Raw genomic sequence first — 26854 nt, 5'->3', positions numbered from 1 at the left:
TCAACAAAATTACAAATCTTTTATGGCAAATGAAAGAAAAGAATATAACTTTGCAGTATCAAAAAGATAAATGAAAATTTTAGGTAAAGATTGTTAGGATACAAAGACAGGTTTAGCAAAAGGTAAAAAAAAGATTGTTTAGGTAACGATAGGTAAAAGATTAATAGGATAATTACTCAATAGGATTGATTAGAGAAAGGTAGAAAGATGGGAATAACAATGATGATTGCCTGGATTGCAGCTTTTACTGCATCAGGCTATGTGGTGAAAAGGTTTGAATAAATCGAAGGCATCACATCGGTTATGAGAAATTTGAGAAGAAAAATAATAAACGCATAGTTCTTTTAGAACCATGCGTTTTTTTATTGTTGAGATATTTGGTGTACCAAATCATTTTTACTATATTTGCATTATCTTAAATTATTGTGATAAGTATATGGCTAATCATCCACAATGGTCAGACGAATATTGGTTGCTCCTGATGCAACTCTACATGAAAAAGCCTATCGGCATCAAACCGCTGTACTCCCGTGCCATGGTAGACTTGGCATTAATGTTACACATTGAGCCAAAGTTTCTCTATGACCAGATGTTTTTTTTGCAGAAATCTGAACAGCCTTCATTAAAATTATTATGGGATAAATATAGTAAACACCCTAAGAAATTAGAACAGAAAGCTAAACTTATTCAGGAACAATTTGGATTTCAACACGCTGATACTTTTTTTCAGGATGTAGATATTCATGAAACTTGGGAAAAAGATTTTCGTCCTCTTGAAGCAGACAAAGAATTATCACCTATAAAGCTCATCATGATTCTAAATCTCTATTTTCAGCTCACTCCTGTCACCATGGTGCCAGAAACTCCTGAAATAGAAGATTTGGCCAAACTCATTCACCTCAATCCTGAAAAGATTACAAATATAATGGACATCTACCAAATTTGTGATCCTTATCTTACACGTGACTCTTTTATGGCTATCACTCCACTGCTTAAACCATGTGAGGAAATTTGGAAACGTTTCGGAAATGAAGATCCACAAAATCTTTATACACTGGCATCACAGCTAAAAGAGTACTTTTTATAAAAAGAATATGGTATGGCTCAAAAACTCATTCAAACACAGATACAGAAACAACAACAATTACAACGACTTAGCCAACAGCAAATGCTTCAGGTTAAGCTGCTGGAAATGCCGTTGACTGAACTGGAAGAAAATATCAATGCTGAACTGGACGATAATCCGGCACTGGAAAGATCGTCTGACGAAGAGTTTGCCGACAACACTATGGACAGCAACGGTGATGATTATGAAAATGAGGAAGAAGACTCTTATGAAAAAAAAACCGAAAAAGAAGAACGAGAAGACGCTTTAGACTCTGCCCTAGAAAGCTTAGGACAAGACGACCAGATGCCTGAATATAATACTTCGAGAAGTAATATCCAAAATGCTGATTATGAAGAGATGGTATATGGAGATACTACTTCATTCTATGACAAACTTAACGAACAGATGGATATGTTGGAGCTTACCGATCTGCAACATGATATTATGGAGTATCTTATCGGTTCACTGGATGACGATGGCATTTTACGAAAAGACTTAGAATCGATTAGCGATGAACTCGCAATCTACCACAATATTGATGCTGATGTTAACGATATAGAACATATTCTACATCTGCTACAAAACTTCGACCCTGCAGGAATAGGAGCTCGAAGCTTGCAAGAATGTTTGCTGCTACAAATAGACCGAATGCCTAGAGGCAGACTAAAAGAAGCAATGCAGACCGTTATCAAAGATTATTTCGAAGAATTCACAAAAAAACACTGGGAAAAGATACAGACAGGAATGGGGCTGAACGATATTCAGATACAAACTCTGCAGGAAGAAATAAAAAGACTGAACCCTAAACCTGGTGCATCCTTAGGTGAAACACAAGGCAGAAATATCAATCAGATTACACCAGACTTTATTGTCGATATTACTGATGATGGTAGCATCAGTTTTACCATTAATCATGGTCGAATACCAGAACTGACAGTATCACCATCGTTTACAGAAATGGTGGAGACCTATCGCAACAATAAAGAAGGCATGAATCGACAGACCAAAGAAGCTCTGCTCTATGCTAAAGAAAAAGTAGAAAAAGCACAAGGTTATATCGAGGCTATCAAACAACGACAGCATACTCTCTACGTAACCATGAAAACAATTATTGACTTACAGCGAAAATTTTTCTTGGATGGAGACGAGGCTGATCTAAAACCGATGATTCTGAAAGACATCGCAGAAAAGACCGGCTTGGATATCTCAACTATTTCTCGCGTTAGCAATGTAAAATATGTACAAACCAAATGGGGAACATTCCCACTTCGCTTTTTCTTCAGTGACGGTTACACCACAGACAATGGGGAAGAACTCTCAACAAGAAAAATTAAACTGGCACTGAAAGAAATAATAGAAAAAGAGGACAAGAAGAAGCCATTGAGTGATGAAACATTAGCTGCAGAAATGAAAAAAATAGGATATCCTATCGCTAGAAGGACTATAGCAAAATATAGAGAACAACTAAATATACCTGTGGCAAGACTACGTCGCAGTTAAGCAATGAACGAAAAAAATATAATAATGACCGCTCGGGTGTTAAGTATGATCTTCACCCCTTTCTATCTCCCTATCGTGGGATTTTTCATGCTGTTTATTTTCAGCTATATGAGTTTTTTGCCTTTGAGCTACAAGGCACTCGTACTAGTAATTGTCTATCTTTTTACTATATTACTGCCTTCACTTCTGATACATGCATATCGTAAATATCAGGGATGGACTTTATTTGAACTAGGACAAAAAGAAAAACGTATGGTTCCTTATGTGATTTCCATACTGTGTTATTTTCTTTGTTTTTGGCTCATGTCTCGAGCTCATATACCTCACTTCATGAATATTATCTTAGTAGCTGCTCTTGTTATTCAAATGATATGTGCTCTCATTAATGTATGGTGGAAAATATCTACTCATACAGCCGCCATCGGAGGTGTAGCAGGAGCTTTACTGGCTTATTCTCTTATTTTTTCTTTTAATCCTATCTGGTGGTTCTGTTTAATCATGATTATTGCCGGAATGGTAGGAACCAGTAGAATGATACTCCGTCAACACTCATTACAACAAGTTGTTACTGGATTTCTAATTGGATTTATTTGCTCGTTAATCATTATTTAAAAATTACAATATATGAAACCATTGATTAGTATTATCATGGGCAGCACAAGTGACCTGCCTGTTATGGAAAAAGCATGTAAGTGGTTAGAAGACCAAGAAATACCTTTCGAGGTTAACGCTTTGTCTGCTCATCGCACTCCTGATGCTGTAGAAGCATTTGCAAAAGGTGCCAAAGATCGTGGCATCAAGGTTATTATTGCTGCTGCAGGTATGGCTGCTGCTCTACCTGGAGTTATTGCAGCTTCTACTCCACTCCCTGTCATTGGTGTACCTATAAAAGGTATGCTCGATGGACTCGATGCCATGTTGAGCATTATCCAGATGCCTCCTGGCATTCCTGTAGCTACTGTTGGTGTAAATGCAGCTCAGAATGCAGCTGTTCTTGCTGCTGAGATGATAGCACTAGGTGATGAAGATATGGCTAAAAAGGTAGATGCTTGGAAAGCTGGTCTTGGAGCTAAAATAGAAAAAGCAAACAAGGATTTAGCCGAAATCAAAGACTATAAGTTCAAATGTAATTAATATTAATAAATCTAAATTGCATGATAGATTTATTTCAATATCAGCGTAGACAAACTTCTAATGTACATGTTGGAGCTGTCGATATTGGTGGAAATAATCCAGTAAGAATACAGTCTATGACTACCACAAATACCAATGATACAGAAGCTTGTGTAAAACAGGCTGAGGATATTATCAAGGCTGGTGGTGAGTTGGTACGACTGACAACACAGGGCTCACGAGAAGCTGAAAATCTCAAAAATATTAATGCAGGACTACGCAATGATGGCCATCAGACACCACTTGTAGCGGATGTACATTTTAATCCACATGTGGCTGATGTTGCTGCTCTTTATGCTGAAGGTGTTCGAATAAATCCTGGTAACTATGTTGATCCTGCACGTAAATTCATTCAGGTAGAATATACAGATGAAGAATACGAACAGGAGCTGAAAAAAATAGAGGAACGCTTTGTGCCTTTTCTTAATATCTGTAAAGAACATCATACAGCTATCAGAATAGGTGTAAATCATGGGTCGCTGAGTGACCGTATACGAAATCGATATGGTGATACCCCTGCTGGTATTGTTGAAAGTTGTATGGAATTCCTTCGTATCTGCAAAAAAGAAAATTTCAGCAATGTTGTTATATCTATAAAGTCGTCTAACACAGTTGTTATGGTGCAGTCTGTTCGTTTACTTGTAGACACCATGGAGAAAGAAGGGATGAACTATCCACTGCATCTAGGTGTAACAGAAGCTGGTGAGGGAGAAGATGGTCGCATTAAGAGTGCTGTTGGCATAGGTGCACTTTTGGCTGATGGTATCGGTGATACCATTCGCGTAAGCCTCAGTGAGGAACCTGCTGCTGAAATACCTGTAGCCAAACATCTAGTTGACTATATCGGCAAGAAATCAGGACATATCATTGTTCCTGGAGAAGCTAATAAAGACTTCAATTGGATTAGTCCTACAAGAAGAAATACACAGCCTGTCATCAATATTGGTGGAAATCATGTACCTGTTGTTATTAGTTCGTGCAATGCTATAAAAGGTGCAAATGCTGTAAGCAATGCAGAGCTGACACCTGATTATATATATATTGGCAGTAAACTGCCTAAGCAGATCAAAATGGGACAATGCTATATTGTAGATTATAATGCCTACCAAGATCTTAACGTTAAACCAGAGACGACAGGAGCTAAACTCTATCCTATCTTCCCTGTATCGGCTATGCCTTTCATAGGCATGATTCAGGCTGAACTAAAATTCCTCGTACTTGAATTTGGCACACCTGCAGCTGAATATCTTGCTTGTTTGAAAGCACATCCTGAGATTGTAGTTATTTGCGTCAGCAACCAACAGAATCGACTGGCTTGTCAGCGTGCACTCGTCCATGAGATGATGAACCATGGATTACATAATCCTGTCATTTTCGCTCAGATGTACGAACATACACAGGCCCAAAAGAGCGATTTCCAACTTGAAGCTGCCGCTGATATGGGTGCACTAATGATGGATGGACTAGTAGACGGAATCTGGCTCATGAACAATGGTAACTTAGCTCAACAGGATGTTGATGACACCGCCTTTAATATACTACAAGCTGGCAGATTAAGAACAACCAAAACTGAATATATCAGTTGTCCTGGATGTGGTCGTACACTTTATGATTTACGCGAAACTATCGCCAAAATACGTGAGGCTACAAAAGAAATGAAGGGCCTTAAAATAGGAATTATGGGATGTATCGTAAATGGTCCTGGTGAAATGGCAGATGCTGACTATGGTTATGTAGGTGCAGGAGTAAATCGAGTCTCGCTCTATCGTAAACAAGAGTGTATCGAAAAAAATATTCCAGAAGAATTTGCCGTAGAGCACCTTCTAAAATTAATAGAATCTGATAAAAATAAAAACTAAAATATAAACGATATGGAACTTAAAGGTAGATATGTCGCAGATAGTCATCGTTATGATGATAGCGATGCTCTGTATCGCAGATGTGGTAATTCAGGTATTCTATTGCCAAAAATCAGTTTAGGATTTTGGCATAACTTTGGAGGTGTAGACCCTTACGAAAGAAGTAGAGCCATTACGCATTATGCTTTCGACCATGGTATCACCCATTTTGATCTAGCCAACAATTACGGTCCTCCGTATGGCAGTGCTGAAGAAACTATGGGTAGACTGATGACTGACGATTTTATGCCTTACCGCGATGAGCTTTTTATCTCAACCAAGGCTGGTTATGATATGTGGGAAGGTCCTTATGGCAATTGGGGGTCAAGAAAATATCTCATGGCTAGTCTCAATCAGAGTTTGAAACGCATGAATCTAGATTATGTCGACCTGTTCTATAGTCATCGTTATGATCCTGTAACACCTCTAGATGAAACTTTACAGGCTCTTGTAGATATTGTAAAGTCTGGTAAGGCGCTATATGTAGGTATCAGCCGATGGCCACTCGAAGCGTTGAAATATGCAAATGAATATCTTCGCCAACACGATGTTCCTCTTTTAATATATCAAGGCAGGCTGAATTTATTGGACAAAGAGCCACAAGAAGAAGGTATACTCGACTATTGTTCAGAACAAGGCATTGGTTTTATCAGCTTCTCACCACTAGCTCAAGGTTTACTTACTGATCGCTATCTTAAAGGTATACCTGAAGACAGCAGAATGAATAAAGGTAAGTTTTTGAAAAAAGAAAAACTTACACCAGAACTACTTGACTATCTTAAGAGTCTGAACAGCATAGCAGAAGGCAGAAATGAAACGCTTGCAGAAATGGCTTTGGCTTGGATATTGCATCAAAAAGGCATTACTAGCGTTCTCGTAGGTGCAAGCAACGTGGAACAATTGGACAAAAATATGAAATGTGTCCATGCTGAACCGTTTAGAAATCAAGATATATAATTTTTATCAGAAACATAAAAGAAGTCCCCAGAAAGCCTTTATTTCGCTTTCTGGGGACTTTTACATTATCAATTATATATATGTACTATAATATCAATTAATTACAGAAGTAATAGGATTTTTATTACCCTTAATACCTGTCAAAAAGGCCTTAGCTGTACCAAATCGTAGATACATATCAAGACGTACTGGAATATGATTGCTATCATCAGTAACATAAAAATCGACTATACGTTTATACTTACCATCTTCAAGTTCCATGTAAGCTAAACGAAGACAACGATACTTATGACCATTGTCTGCCTTAATATTTAGTTTACCATCAAATCTTATTTGAGCTGGAGTATTGTTACGTCCATCCACAATAGGGAATTTGACCACATTACCCTTTTTCCATTTATCCGGTACAAAGCTACGTGCACGCAAGAAGATACTCATCATATCGAACACACACTCTTGATAAGTATGCTTTTCCTTATCCACATGTCCGTCGTCTCCCCAATAACGTTGTTGATTAACGTGACAGTTACCACCACTATAGCTATAGAAGACTTCATCTACTGTATATCGCTTGCCTTCACGAGCCCCTTTACGAAAATATAATGGAGCTAGTTCTAGCGTATTATAGCATAAGAGTGTATCACGAAGGACAAAAAAGTCATCCACCTTACTATTACCACGAGTAATTAAGCTACATCGATAAGCAGGATGGCCTTTATATTTACTTTGCACAGTAGACATACTTGCTGTACCAGCCTTCACCCATACAAATTTCCAATTATAATAAAGATTGTAGGCTAGAAATTCACCACTTTTAAAGGCCGTATTATGGAAAGTACACTGAGCCTTAGCATTTCCTACAGAAAGAAAAAGTAGGAAAGCAACGAATAACAATTTTAGTTCTTTCATAATCATCATACGTGAGGAATATACTGAAGACCTAACTGCTTAGCACGTTCAGCATTTTGATTTTTAATTTTTTTATCTTTATCAGGCTTTTGTTTAGTTATTACACCTGGTTTCTGTCTATATAATGGCTTACCTTTAGGATTCCAACTTTCTGTAATATCCCATTTTGCTTTGCATTCTATTTTTTCTGGATAATAGTATACTTCTTCAGCCTGTCTGCCTTCATCATAGTTACCTGTATCCCAAATTCCGTTTTTATTACTGTCTACAAACAGTCGAAGATAATAAGAACCTGGAGTGACATAGTAGAATTCAACTTGCCCATTTGAAGTAGTAACTTCTTTGACAACTTTGTCAGAACCATCAAGCAACTGAACCACAACAGTAGTATCCGACATGTCATTAAGTGTAAGAAGCAACGAACTGTATTCATCCAGTTTTTTTATTTTAAAACCTTGCTTATATTTATCAGAAACTGCACCGTAAATATCCTCAAAAGCTAGAGAATCTATTTCAAGACTATACTGTATATCTGGACGCCATTCACCTTTGAACACGTATTCTCTATCAGTACGCTTTTCTATCTCAAAAGGCGAACGATACCATAGACTATCATGTTCTGAGTATAGATGAATAGCAGAAGTATCCATACGCGCTAACGGCGTTGGGAATGATATGAGAATATTTTTATCAGGATCCATTTCACCTGATACCTGAATATCAGGTTTCAAAAATTCTTTTGGCTTAACAGAGTCATAAGGTAGTCCCTTTTCTTTTTTCTTCGCTTCAGCCTTTTCCCATTTTTCATACTCTTTCTGCTCCTTTTTCAGTCGTTTTTCATAAGAAGTCTTAGCTAAGATTTCCAAGGTATCAGTCTGATTCTGCAATATCCCCATACTATCTGTATGCATATAACTTATCTGCAAACGAAGAGTATCCTGATTAACTAAAGCTGTATCACGAAGCCAATATGTCAAAGTATCTTTCTTGGCAGAAGACTCTATAACAAAAGCATTATCAGCATTAAAATTTAGACCTTTTATTTGAGGTAAGTTATCGTCTCCGTAACTGAAAAATAGTGTAAAATGATTAGCATCTTTACGCTCGCTCTTAATAAAATAACGATCTGTCATTTGCTCAGTAAAAGCTCTGAGCACAATATCATCTGGGTAATAATGCGTATAGCGTATAGGAGTTATAGTATTGATATGTAAGCTATCTTTCCAAAGTGTATCCTGACGTGTATCTGGCTTACAACTAGGAACTATAATATCATGACTAAAAGCTATCTTTTCGCTTTTCTGATTGAAAACAAAGTTTCCATCAACATCCTGCAGAGCATAGATACGATACTTGCCTGGTGCCACACCTTTAATAACAAAATGTCCGCGACTATCACTACGCGAAACACGAAGCATTTCTGATTTTTTAAATATTGTATCTGTTAGATTACTATAAAGACCTACAAGAATACCCTTAATAGGCTCCAGATTTTCTGATTCCAATACGTATCCAGAAACCTCCATTGTATCAATCTCTGAACCTGTAGAAAAGGTATAAGTGAAATTTCCCAATGGATTACCTTCATTATTATCCGATATAGCATCAGAAAAGTCGACCGTATAAGTTGTATTCTCTTTCAGACTATCTTTAAGTTCTATTTTAATGCGCTTACCAGTACTAGTAATTTCAGCAGCTTCTAGCTGTGGAGGTGAAACAACAACCTTTTCACTAGCATTCTCCATTTTAATGAATTCACTAAAATAGATATACATAGTTTTCGCTTTCACTCCCGTAGATTTTTCTGCAGGTGAAGCTCCAACTACCCTTGGGGGAGTTTCATCATACCATCCACCATCGGGCTTACCCATCTTAGCACAAGAAGCTAGGAACAGCAAAACTGTTAAAATTAGTATTGTAAATTTACTTTCTTTCATTGCAGATATATTCTACAGAATTATTCTCGATTCATAGCCAACATTTCGTCAATATTCTTTCGACTATTACTCAGACGAGGTATCTTATGCTGTCCACCCAACTTGCCTTTACTCTTCAACCAATCATTAAAAACATTCGGACGAGCCTTAATAACCTCAAGATGCTGGAGTGTAACATCATGATAGCGTTTAGCCTCGTAATCACTATTAATCTCCTGAAGTTTCTTATCAAGCAGTGTAGAAAACTCATCTAAATTATCAGGTTCTTTTGAGAATTCTATCAGCCACTGATGACGACACTTAGCATTACTATCCATATAAACAGGAGCAGCAGTATAGTCTAATATTTGTGCACCTGTCTTTGCACAAGCATAAGCCAATCCCTGCTCTGCATTATCCATAATTAACTCCTCACCAAAGGCATTAATAAAATACTTTGTTCTACCTGTGATTATAAACTTATATGGATCTCTACTTGTGAACTGTACTGTATCGCCTATCATATAGCGCCATAATCCACAAGAAGTAGAAATAAGCATTGCATAATTTTTACCTAATTCTACTCCCCATAACGGAACTACCGTAGGATGGTCTGAACCAAATTCGTCCATAGGGATAAACTCATAGAAGACATCATAATCTATCATCAAGAGCATAGACTTATCACTTGGATTACTCTGCAAACCAAAGAAACCTTCACTAGCATTATAAGTCTCCATATAGTTCATCTTAGAAGATGTGATGAGTTGCTCATACTGCTGACGATAAGGCGTAAAAGCAATACCTCCATGCCAGAACACCTCAAGATTAGGCCATACTTCTTCCAAATGTTTTTTTTCCGATAGCTCCATGACACGAACCAAAACACTCAGCATCCAACTTGGTACACCAGAGATAGTAGTTACGTTTTTATTCATAGTTTCCCTGGCTATACGATCACGTTTTATTTCGAAATCACTCAAAAGAGCTGTTTCTTTTTTCGGCACTCGAACCCAATTAGCTAATGGATTGATATTCTCAATAAGAATAGCACTTAAATCGCCTACCAAACTACCAGGCAGATTATAGTTAGGAGAATGACTTCCACCTAAAATAAGACTTTTTCCATCAAAAATACGACTATGAGGATGATTAGCCAAATATAAAGCTACAGCATCAAATCCACCCTTGTAGTGAATGCGATGAAGACCATCTGCTGATACAGGAATAAATTTACTTTTATCGTTAGTTGTACCCGATGATTTGGCATACCATTTTACACCACCTGGCCATAGTACATTTTGCTCACCATGGCGCATACGATCTATATAGCCTTTCATCTCCTCGTATGTATTTACAGGAATATTTTGGGCAAACTGCTCATAATTATGAGTATTCTTGAGCAAATGATTACGACCATATTCAGTTTCTCTACCACTTTCAATTAGGCTAGAGAGCACCTTCTGCTGCAGCTCCTCTGCAGCAGTATTATATTTTTCAAGCTCTTTTTGGCGAGGTTTAAATATAAAACTTGCTAAACTCGTTAAACTCATTATTTTAGAATATCTTTAAGTATGCAAATTTACCCTAAACTTTTGACATACAATAATAATTTACTAATTTTAATAGTTAAAATCGTTGACATTCCTCATTTCAGGAAAACCAAAAAAGTATCCTCATATCTGATATCAGATACAAGAATACTTTTTACTTCATTCAGCCAAAATATGTTTAGTTACCAAAAGCTGCATTTTCAGCTTCTGTAATAATCTCTTCTTTGGTTTTTTCTTTCGGATTAACCGAAATATCACTCAGACTAAATTCATCATTATCATCCGAGACACTATTCTGAACCTGTTCTTCACTAAGAGTATACATTGGAACTCTACGCTTGCGATTAGGTATATCGTCGTATACTTTCTCACGAAAAACGTTAATATGTTTCTCTTCTATAACAGGTTCTTCTGACTCATTAGTAATAATAAAATCGTCTTTTATATCAGTACTTGGGACATTCTCTACAGGTTCCTCTTCCATCTTTGTACGATTAGCCTTAGCAGTAAAAACAGCATCAATATACTGAGGTTCTTTGCGAAGTTTATCCAGAGTTCCTTTAGAAGCAATCTGCTGGCTTTCTTTTTTAGAATAACCTTTCCCCTCTGCACCATCTATATTCTCAATAACAACCTTATATGAGAAAATAGGACTGCCATTCTTATCTTTATCCTGACCTGTCATTTCGAAAGACAGTTTAACTCGATTTTTCTGGCTCCATTCAATCAGTTTGCTTTTAAAGTTTACCTCCTTATAAGCCACCTTATCGATGTTTATCATTTTTGCCAGAATACGATTCTGCATGAAATTCATACAAGCATTATAACCACGATCGAGATATACGGCACCAACCAAAGCTTCGAAAGCATTTCCTCCCACATAGCTATTATGAGAGGAACTGTGTCCATTAGAAAGAATTAACTGGGTGATACCCATCTCCTGAGCTAACTTATTAAGCGTATCACGCTGTACAAGTTTACTTCGGGTATTGGTAAGAAAGCCTTCTCTTTTACCAGGGAAATGCTGATAAACAATGTCACCGACAATAGCATCTAGAATAGCATCGCCTAAGAATTCTAGACGTTCGTTATTCACAGGCTTACCTTTAGAATTGCGATGCATGATACTTTTATGCATCAAAGCCTGTTTATAGAGCTTAATGTCGTGAGGATAAAAACCGAGAATATCATATAAAGAAGAACAAAGCTCCTTATCCTTGCGGAAAGGGAGCTTTATTCTATCTATAAAATTATTCAGCATATTTCTTGAATACTACACAACAGTTGTGACCACCGAAACCGAATGTATTACTCAAGGCTGCACGTACGGTACGTTTCTGAGCCTTGTTGAACGTAAAGTTCATATTATAATCCAATTCAGGATCCTCATCACCATCAACGTGGTTGATAGTAGGTGGAACAATGTCATTCTTCACACTTAGTATACATGCCATTGCCTCTACAGCACCAGCAGCACCAAGTAAGTGACCAGTCATTGATTTGGTAGAACTGATGTTAAGCTTGTAAGCCTGCTCACCAAAGACATCCTTAATAGCCTTAGCCTCAGAGATATCTCCTACATGAGTAGATGTACCGTGAACATTGATATAGTCAATGTCTTCAGGCTTTAAGTTGGCATCCTCAAGTGCAGCTTGCATAACAAGTTTAGCACCAAGGCCCTCTGGATGAGAAGCTGTGATATGATAAGCATCTGCACTCATGCCTTCGCCAACCATCTCAGCATAAATCTTCGCTCCACGAGCTTTAGCATGCTCCAATTCTTCAAGAATTAAGCAACCAGCACCTTCACCCATGATAAAACCATCACGACTTCCACTGAATGGACGAGACGCATGCTCTGGATCATCATTACGTGTAGACAATGCTTTCATTGCATTAAAGCCACCAACACCTGTCTCACAAATGGCAGCTTCTGCACCACCTGTTACGATAGCATCAGCCTTACCCAAACGAATCAAGTTAAATGCATCAGCAACAGCATTGCTAGAAGAAGCACATGCACTTGTTGTGGTATAGTTAGGTCCATGGAATCCAAAATGGATTGAAATCTGACCAGAAGCAATATCCGCAATCATCTTAGGAATGAAGAATGGATTAAATTTAGGACCATTCTCTTTATGAGTAGCATAATAACCTACTTCTTCCTGGAATGTTTGAATACCACCGATACCTACACCAAAGACAACACCAACACGACTCTTGTCTATTGATTCCGCATCAAGACCACTATCCTTTACACCCTGCATTGCAGCAATCATAGCAAACTGAGTATAACGGTCCATCTTGCGAGCTTCCTTACGATCGATGTAATCGTTTACATTAAGATTTTTTACTTCGCAAGCGAACTGAGTCTTGAAAAGGGATGCATCAAAATTTGTAATAGGAGCAGCACCGCTTTTGCCGGCAACCATAGATTCCCATGTCTCCTCAGGAGTGTTTCCTAATGGAGTTACGGCACCAAGTCCTGTTACTACTACTCTTTTTAATTCCATTATATATTTTTAAGTGCTAATTACTTAGCGTTTGCTTCAATGTAAGAGATAGCATCACCTACAGTTGCAATCTTTTCAGCTTGATCGTCTGGGATAGAAATGTTGAATTCTTTCTCAAATTCCATAATCAATTCTACTGTATCCAATGAGTCAGCACCCAGGTCATTTGTGAAGCTTGCTTCTGCCTTTACTTCAGACTCATCAACACCGAGTTTATCAACGATAATAGCCTTTACTTTTGATTCAATTTCTGACATAATTGTAACTTTTAAAATGTTTATAAATGATTTCTAATTAAAAAATTCGGGTGCAAAGAAACAAAATTAAATCCAATATAGCAAATAAATTTGAAAAAAAAGCGACTTTCATTGCACAGGGGTACCCTAAATGTGCATTTTTTTGCTTTTTTCTCCAATTATTTGCTTATTTACAAATAAATAACTACTTTTGTGAACAAATCAATTTATACTTAAATATGTCATTTTCAGAACATTGTAACGTTATATTTAACGAAGCTATTCAAGATTATCATGTAAAGGATAATATTGACACTCCCATCCAAAATCGTTATGCCGAGAATACTATCGATTACATTTTATATCTCAAAAATTGGATTGACACTGTACAGTGGCATTTCGAAGATATTATCAGAGATCCCGAAATCGACCCTGTTGAAGCTCTTACTTTGAAGCGTCGCATCGATAAGAGTAATCAGGACCGTACCGACTTAGTTGAGCAGATTGATTCTTATTTCCGTGATAAATATAAGGAGATTAAAATACAAGATGATGCACGCATCAACACAGAAAGTCCTGCATGGGCAATTGATCGTCTCAGCATTCTAGCACTAAAAATTTATCACATGAAGGAACAGACTGAACGTAATGATGCTTCTGCTGATCATATTGCTAAATGTCAGGCTAAACTCAATGTCCTACTCGAACAGCAAAAAGATTTATCTATAGCTATTGATCAACTGCTCGATGATATTGAAGCTGGTAGAAAGTATATGAAGGTATACCGCCAGATGAAAATGTATAATGATACAGATACAAATCCTGTATTATACGCTAAAAAATAAACTATTATCCGTTTATGAAAACAGAGCATATCCTAGTTATAAGATTCTCTGCCATAGGCGATGTAGCTATGACTGTGCCAGTGATTTACTCACTGGCTAAACAGTATCCAAATGTAAGGATTACTATGCTCAGTCGACCTTTTGCACGACCTTTCTATGAAAATCTAGCCCCTAATGTAAGTTTTATGGAGGCAGACGTAAAACAGGAATATCATGGTATTAAGGGCCTAAATACACTGTATCGCCGACTTACGGCTAAGCACTTTACAGCGATTGCCGACCTACATAATGTATTACGTTCCAATTTTCTACGCTTACGATTTAATCTAGATAATTTTAAAGTAGCCCATATCGACAAGCATCGCAAGGGTAAACATATGCTATGTTCCTTTAATAATAAAAAGTTGATACAGCAGCCTACAGCCTTTCAGAATTATGCTGATGTCTTTGCCGAACTTGGCTATCCTATCCAAATGAACTTTACTTCTATTTTTCCTCCTGGAGGCGGAAATCTTCGACTTTTGCCAGAGCATATCATCGGTAAGAAGCAAGCCTTCTCTCAATGGATAGGCATCGCACCTTTTGCAGCCCATGAGGGTAAAATCTATCCACCTAGACTAATGGAACAGGTTATCGCTACACTGATTAACCATCATCCATCAGCTAGAATATTCCTCTTTGGCGGAGGGAAAAAAGAAACTCAACAATTTGAAGAGTGGACTCAAAAATATAAAAATTGCATAAATGCATCTGGAGCTTTATCTGGAATCATGCAAGAACTTATTCTTATGAGTCATCTTGATGTCATGATTAGTATGGACAGTGCAAATATGCACTTGGCATCACTCACCAATATCCCTGTAGTAAGTGTTTGGGGTGCAACACATCCGTATGCCGGTTTTTTAGGCTGGAAGCAGAGTCCTGATAATGCAGTACAAATAGATTTACCTTGTCGACCTTGTAGCATCTACGGCAATAAACCATGTTTACGAGGAGATTTCTCATGCATGAAAAACATTAGTCCAGATCTTATCGTCAATCGTGTAGAACATATTTTGATACAAAAATAACATATCTATCTTATACTTATTATGTATTATATCAAACACATCAAGTAAGTATATATGATACTACCTTTTATATTCTAAAAAAGAGAGGTGTTACTTCTGGATGGAGTAACACCTCTCTTTTTTTAGAATACCAAATAGCCCAATAACAGGAACTACAAAAATTACCTTATTTTAGACTACTCATAACTATGTGGATAACCCTATGGAAAAACTCCTCATAAATAACTTATAACTTTTGAGTTAATAACACACTCAGTTTGGACAGACAAAAAATGTGGATATCAACACATTTATGAGAAACTTTTATATCACTTTTCCACGCTTTTTTATGGATAAAAGATATAAACTTATTACCTTTGCACCAAAAGGGGATAATGTGGAAAACTTATCTAAGTACTCATAAATCAGAGCTATATGCTTATAATATCATAGGGATAACCCATCATAAGACGTGGATAACGAAATATCCAAATTTTGAGGCTAAAAGATATAAACAAATCCACAGCGTATCATAATATCCCATTTTATTTTTCTTTTAAATAAATAATATAGAATATAATAATATTGATGTGATGAAAACAGAATGGATGGAGAAAGGTTATATAGATGAACCTGTAGACAAATCAATTGATCTGAAGAAAGAAATCAGGCGTCTGTGCGAGGAAAAAAATGCCATTATTCTGGCCCATTACTATACTATTGGTGATATTCAAGATATTGCTGATTTTGTAGGCGACTCTTTAGCACTTGCACGTAAGGCTACCGAAACTAATGCAGATATCATGGTGATGTGTGGTGTACATTTTATGGCAGAAACCTGTAAACTTCTTAGTCCAGATAAAATTGTGCTTACTCCTGATCTTAATGCAGGATGTAGTCTAGCTGACAGTTGTAAGGCTGAAGATTTGAGAAAATATAAGGAAGAGCATCCAGGATATAAAGTGGTAAGTTATGTCAATACCACAGCAGCAGTCAAGGCACTTACCGATTGTGTTGTAACTTCTGGCAATGCAGAAAAGGTAATTAATGCTTTCCCTAAGGATGAAAAGATTATCTTTGGTCCTGATTACAACCTTGGTAACTATATTAACAGCGTTACAGGCCGAAATATGCTTCTCTGGAATGGTGGATGCCATGTACATGAGAAATTCTCTGTAGAAGAGATTATTAAGCTTAAAAAGGCTAATCCTGAAGCATTGGTTATGGCTCATTTGGAATGTAAAGCACCTGTATTAGCTGTAGCTGATATTAAGGGTAGTACTGCTACTATGCTCAATTATGCAAAGGCTCATCCTGAGCAAAAGCAGTACATTGTAGCTACAGAGGCTGGTATTTTGCATGAGATGCAGCGTTCTTGTCCTGAAGTTGAGTTTATACCTGTACCGCCAGAAGTTAGCGAGGGTAGCTTAGGATGCAGCTGTAATGAGTGTGAATTTATGAAGATGAATACGCTTCAGAAGATTTATAATACTTTGAAGTACGGTTGGCCATCTGTAGAGGTTGATCCTGTTATAGCCAAAGACGCAGTTAAGCCTATCGAGAAGATGTTGAGTCTTTGCTAAGATTTATCTCGATAGTTATATGTCTTTAAATTGTTGAAAATCGGATAATTACGAGATCTATTAAATAGTTATCCCTAAAGTTATCAACATAGCTTTAGGGATTTTTTCTGTTTTTACTTATATTTTTTATTGGTATCTGCTAAATCTTTATAGTGCTTATAAAACAGCCTTCAATTGCTGATTATATGTGGCTGTGAGTTTTATAAGATGTTTTTTCAAGTAATATGGAATATTCAAAAATATATCAAAAAAACATAGTCGCCCAATATCGTCATCTGGCTCAAAATCTTCAACTTTCAATCTGCCTGTTTGGTGTTTTCAATAACCTTCAATCTTCATGAAGGGAAAAGCTAACACTTGAGCTGGCAAAACACTATACTTTTGCAGTATAAACATCATGTTTTTAACCCATAAACATTATAGTTTTGCCATGCATTTCTATCATATGCAAACCTCAGGAAGGATTATGTCAATAAAATTCAAATAAATATTTTAAATTAATCTTCTTTTTTATAGCTGAATAAATATAGGTATAAATAGTCCAAGTAAGTAGTGTTGTTATCATATAGACGATAATAAAGGCTAAGAGTATGACCCAGTATCTTCCTCCATAAGTCAGTCCAGTATGTCTCCAATATTTGCTTACAAGTAGAGGAACACCTCCACACAAAAAATAATATACGAGTGAGTGGCTGCCTGTCCATTCTATTATTTTACTTGTTTTTGCTTTACAAATATTGACCATAACAATGATACATATTGTTATGTCCAATAAAAAAAGAGGATATAGATCTATTTGTAATGGTGAAATCATCATATTTACATGATGTATATATTCATATCTTTTTATTATTATTAAGATAATAAGTAATAAAATATTGTATAATGGTTTGTTGATATCTTTGATTTTTTTCTCGTAGTGATGATATACATAGCCTGTAATAAGGAAGAATACTGCTTGCAGAGCATTGTTTATCTGCCAAGGAAAATCAATATTTCTTTCAGAGAAAGCTATTGATAATATTAGACAGATTAATGCTACACAGAATATCCATGATAATTTTCCACGAGTTATCCACAACGTTATGCATAATAATAACTCAGCTATGATGAGTGCGGCAATAAACCATGAGGCTTGTCCCAATGCAATATTTTCTCCTATTTGAAGTAAATCAATCTGTTGTCCTTTTACATAAGGTTTAACAATGCCTATTATACTTGTAAATAATAAGTATGGTATTAGCATTGTTCGACCAATGGATTTCAATTTATGTATGAATTTAAATTCATTTTTTTTATATATCAGATAACCTGAAATAAAATAAAAAATAATGAGCGCATTGGTCACGTACATAGTATAGGGTATAATTGCTTTGCCTACCATATACATTTCTGTATGAAATAAAAGTATAGCTATCATACAGATGCCTCTCAGTAAATCTATCCAATGTATTCTTGGCATATTTTTGTGATGAGTTTTCTATATTATTTTGCCTTTAGTGTTGATAATATTTTATGCCATTCGTAATTATTATACCTTTCGTGTTATAGTTTATTTTTTTTCCATTAATAGAAAATATGTTATGGCGATTTCTTTTTTTGTATTCTATAGAGTTTATATTATTGCTAATATTGATATGGTTATCTAACCATTTTTTTCTATTGTTGAGCCAATTAACAGCTACTTGTATATCATATTGTATAGATTCTGAAGTAAAATTCCATCTCTCACAATTAATTGGTCTTAATTTTTGTAGATTTATAGCTTCTTGAGATTGAGAGTATTCTTTTAGATATTCTATGGTATTATCAATAGCCTTAATGGCCTCACTATTCCATAATTCTTGATATGTATCTATAAATTTTTGATTGGAGCTAGCTATCAATTGTGGATAGTAAAATAATGGGTTTGTATGTATAGCTGACCAGTTATCAGCTATTTTGAATGAGCCACCCAAGTCCCATATGTTTCCCATCATTATTTTTGTGTTATTGGTATTATCATATTTTGTTATATATATATTAGATCCTGCTGCATCACTGTCTCCTAATATATCATGGCAAAGAAGCCATTTTGCGAATGAATTAATATCTATATAGTCTTCATAGTTACCTGATATAAGTGAATATTCTAAGTTGTCTACAGATAATTTTATACAGTTGCTTATGCTATCAGTAACATCATCACTATCGGGATATTTAAAAGTGTATTTTCTGTTTGTGTTTGTTGTAAGATATTTGTCTTCATTCCACCAATAAGCGTCTTTTTCTATAATATAGCCAGTTTCAGTTACATTCAATCTGGCGGATGTATTTCTTTTGACTGATTCAGTAAGCATATATATACCTCTGTAATCATCGTTTATAAACAGATTTATGTAGCAATGTTGAGGTGTCCATTGCATTCCTATTTCTTCGCTTAGTTTAAATGCTGTTTCAGCTATCATACCATCTCCGCCTTCATCTATTAAAACCCATTCTTTATCTGCATAATTTTTGTTATTTCTATTTAATAGGTCGGCCTTTTTTTCTAGTTTTATTTTAAATGATTTTTTTGGATTCCAATAAGCACTAGTATTTCCTCTTATTTTGATTTTCATACCTCCTTTATTGTTTTCATATTCGCCGCTGTCATAGTATGGTATACCGAGTCTAGATAATATTATTCTGCCTGGTATTTTTGTCGTATTAGTTATACTTATTCCATCTTCTCCTTCTGGTGCAAAAATATAATCGCATGACGGCTCTTCTTTATTCTCTGTATATATTTCCATTACTGGAATATCTATTTTTTTTATACTATCTTTATCATACTTGTTAGCAAAGCTATTAAGAAAAGCTAATAAGCATAGTGTAATAATTATTTTTTTTTTCATCTTTTATCTTAGTATTAATTAATTATAGCTATTTTGCAGACGAATCCTTTTTCGCCATTTTCTTTTGCAATTTCTACCATGTAGATGCCACTTGCTACTCTTTTACCATTTAAGTCTTTTCCATCCCATACAAATGAACCTCCTGTGCTTGTTCCTTCTGTAACTAGTGTTCCGTTGGTTGTAACAATTTTAATATTTGAGTTATAACTAAGTCCTGTAATTGTGATAGGGCCTGTATATCCTGGTTTAACGGGATTAGGATAAGCATAAGTTTCATTGTCATTCATATCATCTACAGTTTTAGTTACTCTACTCATGTAAGAGCAGAGTCCTTTATCTGTACTTATAAATACCTCTCCAGTACTAGAATTAATGGCGATACTCTCTATGTTATTAGATAATAGTAAACTATTGTCTGTGGTAAAGTGTTCTTCTTGTGTGTAATTATCTTCGCTGATAAGATATACTCCCTTATTATTTGTTCCAAACCATTTTCTGCCTCCTTCATCTACAGCTATACATGTAATATCTATGCCACTTAATAAATAGTCAGCTAAGTTGGTACCATCATTTCTTGGAACTTTAATCTGATTAAAAATAGGATTGGAAGAAGTGATTTGATTAGGTTTAAGTACTATTGGACCGACATTTGTTCCTATCCATATATTTTTACTTTTATCTTCTGCTATGCATCTTACTTCTATTATACTAACAGTTGTACCATCTTCGTTAATAAACTCTTTGTATGTATTTAATCCCTGGGTTGAAGGTTGATAGCAGAATAAATAAGGATGATTCCAATGATTGTTACCTATCCATAGTAGCCCTCTACTATCAAACATCATAGATGACATATTTTGTAGAGAATTGTTGCTATTATACATAAACTCAGCATTGTATAGTGATGTCCATTCTTTATTATGGGTTAGTTTGAATAGGTTTGAACTTTTTGCTCTAGAATTAAATCCATATAAATTTCCATTAGTGTCAAATTCTAAACTGCTAACGATAACATAATTTTTATTTGTGGACTCTACACTACTTGCTGGTTGTAGTATATTATTCGTATTGTCATAGGAATAAGCTTGAATATATTTGCCATTGTCAAATTCATATAAACCAGTTCTTCCTCCTGCGAATACATGATTATTATCAAGAGGATCAACCGCTAAGGTTGTTATGTCTACGTATGAGTAACCAGTTTTCTTTTCTAACTGATCTTCATATATAGTCCAATTATTATCATTTAATACCTGAATACATCCGTTTCTATTGAGTTCTGTTGTACCATACCCTCCTCCACAGGTATATAATTTACCATTATAAAACTTCATGAATCCGAAATAGTTATACTTAGGTCCACCTGGGTTAAGTGTTTTAGCAAAGGCTATGAGAGAGTCCTTATCTTCTTCTGTAGGAGCTACATACTCTCCTACTCTTATCCAGTTACTCTTATCCTGAAGATTACTGGTGGTAAGTGCTCTAAATTGTCCCTGTTGACTACTGTAAGCATAGATATAATTACCGCTAACTTGGGTCCAGTTTACATTAAATCCAAGATTGTAGGTTTCTGAAATTTCAGCATTGGCTACATTAATTTTCATAACACCAAATGCAGTGCTTAAGTAAGCATATTTGCCATAATTATCTATATGGTTTACTGTTTTTCCAGTGGTAAGAGTAGCTTTGTGGTAGGCGGCAATATTGGTAATATCACCATTTGTGTCTAACAAATCGATATTATAGTTTGTATACAATATGATGAGTCTTTTAGCTGATTTATTATAGCTTATAGTTTGTATTTCGGTGTCGCTTAGACCATTAGTTTTATCATAGGTCTGTATACTTTGGTCATTCTCGTTATAGACATATAAATCGTTAGAAGCTAATACATAGAGCTGTTTACCTGCTTGCTGTACATCCTGTACATCGTAATAAGCCATATAATTTTTCCAAGTGCCAATGGTAGATGCTTGCAGTGCAATGGTGATGATCAATCCCATGATAGTGAGTATAGTACTTTTCTTGATCATATATCTATTTGTTTAGTTTATAAAAAAAAATCGTTTGAAGAAGGGGAATAATCCCCTATTCTATCAAACGAAATTGTTGGTCGAATATTTTGTTGTTATTCGTCTTTCAGATGTTCTGCAAGTTTTGCTACAGCTCTTGCACGATGGCTAATCTTATTTTTGATTTCTTCACCAAGTTCAGCAAAACTTTTATCGTACCCTTCAGGTACGAAGATTGGATCGTATCCGAAACCTCCTTTCCCACTCTTCTCTGTAGCGATTTCTCCCTTTACTTCGCCTTCAAAGCTATATTCTCTACTACAGATAGTACTGTCACCTTCTTTTTGGATAAGGGCGATGACTGTACGAAAACGAGCTTTACGATTAATTTTACCCTCTAATTCTTTAAGTAGTTTAGCCATGTTAGCTTCGCTGTCATGGTCTGTACCCTCTGCATAGCGTGCAGAATGTACACCTGGGGCACCATCTAAGGCTTCTACCTCTAGACCGGTATCATCTGCAAAACAGTCTAGACCATAGTTTTCGTATATATAACTGGCTTTCTGGTGGGCATTCGCTTCGAGAGTAGTTCCTGTTTCAGGAATATCTACATCACAGCCAATATCTTTTAAACTTACTACTTCGAAATCAGAGCCTAAAATTTCTCTGATTTCCTGTAGTTTATGCTGATTATTTGTTGCAAATACGATTTTCATATTTCATAGTTTTTATGTGTTGCTAATCACAGATGTATTAGTAAATGCATCTGTTAATTCTTGCAAGTTTATGCCTCTGTATTTTCCTTTTTTCGACATTTAGGTAGCTTTACTTTAATATGGTCGAACCCTTCGCCATAAACACCGATAACGCTACTCTGTGAAACAAAAGCATTTGGATCGATAAGTTTTATAAGTCTGAAGATACTTGTGCTTTCGCGCTTCTTGGCCAAAAGACAGAGTACCTTCATTTCTTTTCCTGTATACCATCCATGTCCGTCGAGTATAGTTAGAGTATGATCTGTTTCCATCATGATAGCATTGGCAATCTCTTGATATTTCTTAGAGAAAATAAGAAATTGTACAGATTCTCTTCGGGCATTCATCACATAGTCGAGCATAAAGTTCTCCACTACCATAGTACAAAGACCAAAAACTACTTTATGAATGCGGTCTAGTGGTCCACCGAAAGAAGGTATGAAAATACAACTTCCTATGATACAGATATCTACAGCAATTAAAACTTGGCCAAGCGACAAATTATAGAATTTGTTTACGCTGGCTGCAATGATATCAGTACCACCAGTACTACCATTGTTCATGAAAACGATAGCTAATGCTGAACCAGTAAGTGTACAGCCGATAAGCAAAGACATAAAATCTTGTCCCTCGCCTAATATCTTAACATAGTGTCCTGCAGCATCTTTCGGCATATAGTCGCCTGTTATCATCAAGAGAAATGACAACATGAAGATGGCATAGATAGTCTTCATCAGAAATTTCCATCCCAATATCTTTAGTGCCACTACGAGCAAGGCTATATTGATGAGAAAATAAGTGTATTGTATTGGTATATTCGACGCATATAGTACAATCGCTGAAATACCAGTCACTCCTCCTGCAACAATCTGGTATGGAAGCAGAAATGCTGTAAATGAAAATGCATAAAGCATGAGGCCAAGGGTTATAAAAATATAATCCTTAACCTCATTGAGTATCATTCTATGATCGATTTGATCTATTGTCATATATTCTTAGCGATAATTTAACCCTCTTATTATTTTTTGAGGACGATATTGACAATCTTCTTAGGTACTACGATAACTTTTACTATCTGCATGCCATCCAAGTACTTTTGGCTGCGCTCATCTTCGAGAGTTGCTTTTTCGATAGCATCTTTCTGTGCATCAGCTGGGAATGTTTTCTGATAACGTGCCTTACCGTTGAAACTGATAGTAAGTTGCATTTCGCTTTCTGCGAGATAGCTTTCGTCATAAGTAGGCCATGCAGCATCGCATACGCTAGTAGTTTCTCCCAAAACGTGCCAGAGTTCTTCTGCAATATGTGGTGCAAATGGTGCAATAAGGATAACCATATCCTTGAGTAATGTCTTGTTGTGACATTTCTGTTGCCCTAATTCATTAACGGCAATCATGAAGGCTGATATTGCTGTGTTATAACTGAATTTCTCGATATCTTCTGATACCTTCTTGATGAGCTTGTGTACAGATTTTAAATTTTCCTTCGTAGGTTCATCATCGTTGATAATGAGTTTATCTGTATTGTGCTCGAAGAAGAGATTCCAGAATTTTTTAAGGAATCGGAAACAACCGTCAATACCATTAGTATCCCATGGCTTGCTGGCTTCTACAGGACCTAGGAACATTTCGTAAAGACGAAGAGTATCTGCACCATATTCCTCAACGATATCGTCAGGGTTAACGACATTAAACATACTTTTACTCATCTTCTCGATAGCCCAACCACAGTTGTATTTACCATCTTCAAGGATAAACTCAGCATTGGCATATTCAGGACGCCATTGTTTAAAGGCTTCTGTATCGAGTATATCGTTTTTAACAAGATTTACCCATACGTGAATAGGTGTTGTCTCATACTGATCTTTCAAACCCTTAGAAACGAATACCGGTGCCTTACTATGGTCATCGCTATTTATGCGATATACGAAGTTAGACCGCCCCTGGATCATACCTTGGTTAACCAATTTCTGGAATGGTTCTTCCTGGCAGCTTACACCATTATCAAAGAGGAACTTATTCCAGAAGCGTGAATAGATAAGATGACCTGTAGCGTGCTCTGTACCACCTACGTAGAGATCTACATTCTGCCAATACTTATCAGCCTTCTCTCCTACTAGTCCTTCGTTGTTATTAGGATCCATATAGCGTAAATAATAGGCAGAGCTACCTGCAAAACCTGGCATGGTTGAGAGTTCCAGTGGGAATACTTTTTCATTATCGATAAGACTTTTATCTACTATCTGCTTGTTAGCTTCATCCCAAGCCCATTTCTTAGCACGGCCTAATGGTGGTTCACCTGTTTCTGTAGGTTCATATTTATCGATTTCAGGTAATTCCAAAGGTAGGCATTCTGCAGGTATCATTTGTGGCATACCGTCCTTGTAGTATACAGGGAATGGCTCACCCCAGTAGCGTTGGCGAGAGAAGATAGCGTCACGCAGACGATAGTTTACCTTGATGCGGCCAATACCCTTTTCGGTTACAAACTTCTTGGTTGCAGCAATAGCCTCTTTTACTGTAAGGCCATTCAGACTAAAACCATCAAGACTATTTTTTCCTGCTACAGGAGAGTTACTTACGATTCCCTCTTTAGCATCAAAACTCTCTTCGCTAACATCAGCATCTTCAATCAATGGAATGATAGGCAGATTAAAATGCTTAGCAAAAGCGTAATCGCGACTGTCGTGTGCAGGTACTGCCATGATAGCACCAGTACCATATCCTGCTAATACGTACTCACCAATCCAGATTGGAATAGCTTCTTGGGTAAATGGATTGATAGCATAGCTACCCGTGAATACACCTGTAACTTTACGGTCTGACATACGGTCAAGCTCGGTACGCTTCTTTACATATTCTAGGTATTCTTCTACTGCAGCCTTTTGCTCGGTTGTCGTAACTTGCTGTACATATTCGCTCTCAGGAGCAAGTACCATGAAAGTTACACCAAACATAGTATCCGCACGAGTGGTAAAGATTGTAAATTTCACATCGCTGTCTTTTACAGTGAATTCTACCTCTGTACCCTCAGAGCGACCTATCCAGTTACGCTGTGTTTCCTTAATAGAGTCTGTCCAGTCTACAGTATCAAGACCATCAAGCAGACGCTGAGCGTAAGCAGAGGTACGTAGACACCACTGCATCATCTTTTTCTGAATAACAGGATAGCCACCGCGTTCGCTTACACCATCTACGACTTCATCGTTAGCCAATACGGTACCAAGTCCTGGACACCAGTTTACCATAGTTTCGCCTAGATAAGCGATACGATAGTTCATCAGTACCTGTTGTTTTTTCTTATCATCGTAGTTATTCCATTCTCCTGCTGTAAATTCCAGTTCTTCACTTTGTGCTACATCGAGTCCCTCTGTACCCTTCTGTTCAAAACGCTCAACAAGTTTTTCGATAGGCTGAGCACTCTTACAAGTGTTGCAGTAGAAACTGCCAAACATCTTCTCGAAAGCCCACTGTGTCCAGTGATAGTATTTTGGATCACAAGTACGTACTTCCCTATCCCAGTCAAAACTGAAACCTATTTTATCGAGCTGCTCGCGATAATGACTGATATTCTGTTCTGTAGTAATAGCAGGATGTTGTCCTGTCTGGATGGCATATTGCTCTGCAGGAAGACCATAGGCATCATAACCCATTGGGTTGAGTACATTGAAGCCTTTAAGACGCTTATAACGTGCAAATATGTCACTTGCAATATATCCTAAAGGGTGGCCTACGTGAAGACCAGCTCCTGATGGATAAGGGAACATATTTAGCACATAAAACTTTTTTTTGTTTTCGTCTTCGGTAACATGATAGGTCTTATTTTCAGCCCAGTTCTGTTGCCACTTCTTCTCGATCTCTCTGAAGTTGTAATCCATTTCTATAATGATATTTTATGATTTTCGAAATCTTGGTTTATAATTCTTAAGAATTAGATGCAAAATTACTGTTTTTTTGTGATATATCCAAATT

At 36.4% G+C, this 26854-nt stretch carries 21 protein-coding genes; 9 read left to right on the top strand and 12 right to left on the bottom strand.

From position 1 onward, the window contains the following. The first annotated feature begins 436 nt into the window (after positions 1-436). The 6 genes from L6471_RS04340 to L6471_RS04315 are packed head-to-tail and all read left to right on the top strand — an operon-like array spanning position 437 to position 6636. Positions 437-1087, top strand: a complete 651-nt coding sequence (locus L6471_RS04340; RefSeq protein ID WP_027453231.1) for a hypothetical protein — start codon at positions 437-439, stop codon at positions 1085-1087. A gap of 12 nt (positions 1088-1099) precedes the next feature. Beyond that, positions 1100-2608: an RNA polymerase factor sigma-54 gene (gene rpoN / locus L6471_RS04335; RefSeq protein ID WP_006282711.1), complete on the top strand. Its 1509-nt coding sequence runs from the start codon at positions 1100-1102 to the stop codon at positions 2606-2608. A gap of 3 nt (positions 2609-2611) precedes the next feature. Next, positions 2612-3220 carry a phosphatase PAP2 family protein gene (locus tag L6471_RS04330; protein WP_006282710.1) on the top strand — a complete coding sequence of 203 codons (609 nt, stop codon included), beginning with the start codon at positions 2612-2614 and terminating at the stop codon, positions 3218-3220. Between the two features lie 12 nt (positions 3221-3232). Beyond that, a complete protein-coding gene (purE, locus tag L6471_RS04325; RefSeq protein ID WP_006282709.1) occupies positions 3233-3742 on the top strand; it encodes a 5-(carboxyamino)imidazole ribonucleotide mutase in 510 nt (169 codons plus the stop codon). Between the two features lie 20 nt (positions 3743-3762). After that, positions 3763-5640 carry a 4-hydroxy-3-methylbut-2-en-1-yl diphosphate synthase gene (locus L6471_RS04320; protein WP_006282708.1) on the top strand — a complete coding sequence of 626 codons (1878 nt, stop codon included), beginning with the start codon at positions 3763-3765 and terminating at the stop codon, positions 5638-5640. A 12-nt stretch (positions 5641-5652) separates the two neighbouring features. Continuing rightward, positions 5653-6636, top strand: a complete 984-nt coding sequence (locus L6471_RS04315) for an aldo/keto reductase (protein WP_006282707.1) — start codon at positions 5653-5655, stop codon at positions 6634-6636. Between the two features lie 93 nt (positions 6637-6729). Here the strand turns inward: L6471_RS04315 and L6471_RS04310 are convergent, their stop codons facing one another. The 6 genes from L6471_RS04310 to L6471_RS04285 form a co-directional block, all read right to left on the bottom strand. Next, positions 6730-7545: a DUF3108 domain-containing protein gene (locus tag L6471_RS04310; RefSeq protein ID WP_237797478.1), complete on the bottom strand. Its 816-nt coding sequence runs from the start codon at positions 7543-7545 to the stop codon at positions 6730-6732. Positions 7546-7550: 5 nt separating this feature from the next. Next, positions 7551-9482, bottom strand: a complete 1932-nt coding sequence (locus tag L6471_RS04305) for an Ig-like domain-containing protein (RefSeq protein WP_074548064.1) — start codon at positions 9480-9482, stop codon at positions 7551-7553. 20 nt (positions 9483-9502) lie between these two features. Beyond that, complete coding sequence (locus L6471_RS04300; protein WP_094448288.1) at positions 9503-11014, bottom strand: GH3 auxin-responsive promoter family protein; 1512 nt, start codon at positions 11012-11014, stop codon at positions 9503-9505. Between the two features lie 178 nt (positions 11015-11192). Then, positions 11193-12275: a ribonuclease III gene (rnc, locus tag L6471_RS04295; RefSeq protein ID WP_237797477.1), complete on the bottom strand. Its 1083-nt coding sequence runs from the start codon at positions 12273-12275 to the stop codon at positions 11193-11195. Continuing rightward, positions 12265-13527 carry a beta-ketoacyl-ACP synthase II gene (fabF, locus tag L6471_RS04290; RefSeq protein ID WP_006282796.1) on the bottom strand — a complete coding sequence of 421 codons (1263 nt, stop codon included), beginning with the start codon at positions 13525-13527 and terminating at the stop codon, positions 12265-12267. Before fabF ends, rnc begins: the two co-directional genes overlap by 11 nt. A gap of 20 nt (positions 13528-13547) precedes the next feature. Next, a complete protein-coding gene (locus L6471_RS04285) occupies positions 13548-13784 on the bottom strand; it encodes an acyl carrier protein (protein WP_006282795.1) in 237 nt (78 codons plus the stop codon). Between the two features lie 218 nt (positions 13785-14002). On the opposite strand from L6471_RS04285, the gene L6471_RS04280 reads away from it, so the two are divergent. The 3 genes from L6471_RS04280 to nadA all read left to right on the top strand — a co-directional run bounded on the left by L6471_RS04280 (position 14003) and on the right by nadA (position 17240). Then, entirely contained in the window at positions 14003-14608 is a 606-nt protein-coding gene (locus L6471_RS04280) for a DUF4254 domain-containing protein (protein ID WP_006282794.1), read from the top strand. Between the two features lie 14 nt (positions 14609-14622). After that, entirely contained in the window at positions 14623-15678 is a 1056-nt protein-coding gene (locus tag L6471_RS04275; RefSeq protein ID WP_027453227.1) for a glycosyltransferase family 9 protein, read from the top strand. A gap of 572 nt (positions 15679-16250) precedes the next feature. Next, the gene (gene nadA / locus L6471_RS04270; RefSeq protein ID WP_173651938.1) at positions 16251-17240 is read left to right on the top strand and encodes a quinolinate synthase NadA; all 990 of its coding nucleotides are present in this window, start codon (positions 16251-16253) and stop codon (positions 17238-17240) included. 469 nt (positions 17241-17709) lie between these two features. Here nadA and L6471_RS04265 read toward each other — a convergent pair whose 3' ends face one another. The 6 genes from L6471_RS04265 to leuS form a co-directional block, all read right to left on the bottom strand. Further along, on the bottom strand, positions 17710-18702 hold the full coding sequence (locus tag L6471_RS04265) for an acyltransferase family protein (protein ID WP_006282791.1): 993 nt from the start codon (positions 18700-18702) through the stop codon (positions 17710-17712). Between the two features lie 34 nt (positions 18703-18736). After that, complete coding sequence (locus tag L6471_RS04260) at positions 18737-20116, bottom strand: CotH kinase family protein (protein WP_094448286.1); 1380 nt, start codon at positions 20114-20116, stop codon at positions 18737-18739. Between the two features lie 14 nt (positions 20117-20130). Then, positions 20131-22149, bottom strand: coding sequence for a type IX secretion system anionic LPS delivery protein PorZ (gene porZ, locus L6471_RS04255; RefSeq protein WP_006282789.1), 2019 nt, complete (start codon positions 22147-22149; stop codon positions 20131-20133). Between the two features lie 95 nt (positions 22150-22244). Beyond that, positions 22245-22844: a non-canonical purine NTP diphosphatase gene (locus L6471_RS04250; protein ID WP_094448285.1), complete on the bottom strand. Its 600-nt coding sequence runs from the start codon at positions 22842-22844 to the stop codon at positions 22245-22247. Between the two features lie 68 nt (positions 22845-22912). Continuing rightward, the gene (locus L6471_RS04245; protein WP_027453223.1) at positions 22913-23872 is read right to left on the bottom strand and encodes a YitT family protein; all 960 of its coding nucleotides are present in this window, start codon (positions 23870-23872) and stop codon (positions 22913-22915) included. A 29-nt stretch (positions 23873-23901) separates the two neighbouring features. Next, positions 23902-26760, bottom strand: a complete 2859-nt coding sequence (gene leuS, locus L6471_RS04240; protein WP_094448284.1) for a leucine--tRNA ligase — start codon at positions 26758-26760, stop codon at positions 23902-23904. Positions 26761-26854: the final 94 nt, after the last annotated feature.

Source organism: Segatella bryantii (genome assembly GCF_022024215.1).
Lineage (GTDB): Bacteria > Bacteroidota > Bacteroidia > Bacteroidales > Bacteroidaceae > Prevotella > Prevotella bryantii.
Note: the sequence above shows the minus strand (reverse complement) of the source record. Positions and strands in the feature narration are given on the sequence as shown.

Excerpts from the sequence above, each read along its gene's own strand:
- purE (WP_006282709.1), top strand. The coding sequence starts at position 3,233 with ATGAAACCATTGATTAGTATTATCATGGGCAGCACAAGTGACCTGCCT.
- L6471_RS04250 (WP_094448285.1), bottom strand. The coding sequence starts at position 22,844 with ATGAAAATCGTATTTGCAACAAATAATCAGCATAAACTACAGGAAATC.
- leuS (WP_094448284.1), bottom strand. The coding sequence starts at position 26,760 with ATGGATTACAACTTCAGAGAGATCGAGAAGAAGTGGCAACAGAACTGG.
- L6471_RS04280 (WP_006282794.1), top strand. The coding sequence starts at position 14,003 with ATGTCATTTTCAGAACATTGTAACGTTATATTTAACGAAGCTATTCAA.
- porZ (WP_006282789.1), bottom strand. The coding sequence starts at position 22,149 with ATGATCAAGAAAAGTACTATACTCACTATCATGGGATTGATCATCACC.
- fabF (WP_006282796.1), bottom strand. The coding sequence starts at position 13,527 with ATGGAATTAAAAAGAGTAGTAGTAACAGGACTTGGTGCCGTAACTCCA.
- rnc (WP_237797477.1), bottom strand. The coding sequence starts at position 12,275 with ATGCTGAATAATTTTATAGATAGAATAAAGCTCCCTTTCCGCAAGGAT.
- L6471_RS04245 (WP_027453223.1), bottom strand. The coding sequence starts at position 23,872 with ATGACAATAGATCAAATCGATCATAGAATGATACTCAATGAGGTTAAG.
- L6471_RS04320 (WP_006282708.1), top strand. The coding sequence starts at position 3,763 with ATGATAGATTTATTTCAATATCAGCGTAGACAAACTTCTAATGTACAT.
- rpoN (WP_006282711.1), top strand. The coding sequence starts at position 1,100 with ATGGCTCAAAAACTCATTCAAACACAGATACAGAAACAACAACAATTA.
- L6471_RS04340 (WP_027453231.1), top strand. The coding sequence starts at position 437 with ATGGCTAATCATCCACAATGGTCAGACGAATATTGGTTGCTCCTGATG.
- L6471_RS04330 (WP_006282710.1), top strand. The coding sequence starts at position 2,612 with ATGAACGAAAAAAATATAATAATGACCGCTCGGGTGTTAAGTATGATC.
- L6471_RS04310 (WP_237797478.1), bottom strand. The coding sequence starts at position 7,545 with ATGAAAGAACTAAAATTGTTATTCGTTGCTTTCCTACTTTTTCTTTCT.
- L6471_RS04315 (WP_006282707.1), top strand. The coding sequence starts at position 5,653 with ATGGAACTTAAAGGTAGATATGTCGCAGATAGTCATCGTTATGATGAT.
- L6471_RS04265 (WP_006282791.1), bottom strand. The coding sequence starts at position 18,702 with ATGCCAAGAATACATTGGATAGATTTACTGAGAGGCATCTGTATGATA.
- L6471_RS04300 (WP_094448288.1), bottom strand. The coding sequence starts at position 11,014 with ATGAGTTTAACGAGTTTAGCAAGTTTTATATTTAAACCTCGCCAAAAA.
- L6471_RS04260 (WP_094448286.1), bottom strand. The coding sequence starts at position 20,116 with ATGAAAAAAAAAATAATTATTACACTATGCTTATTAGCTTTTCTTAAT.
- nadA (WP_173651938.1), top strand. The coding sequence starts at position 16,251 with ATGAAAACAGAATGGATGGAGAAAGGTTATATAGATGAACCTGTAGAC.
- L6471_RS04285 (WP_006282795.1), bottom strand. The coding sequence starts at position 13,784 with ATGTCAGAAATTGAATCAAAAGTAAAGGCTATTATCGTTGATAAACTC.
- L6471_RS04305 (WP_074548064.1), bottom strand. The coding sequence starts at position 9,482 with ATGAAAGAAAGTAAATTTACAATACTAATTTTAACAGTTTTGCTGTTC.
- L6471_RS04275 (WP_027453227.1), top strand. The coding sequence starts at position 14,623 with ATGAAAACAGAGCATATCCTAGTTATAAGATTCTCTGCCATAGGCGAT.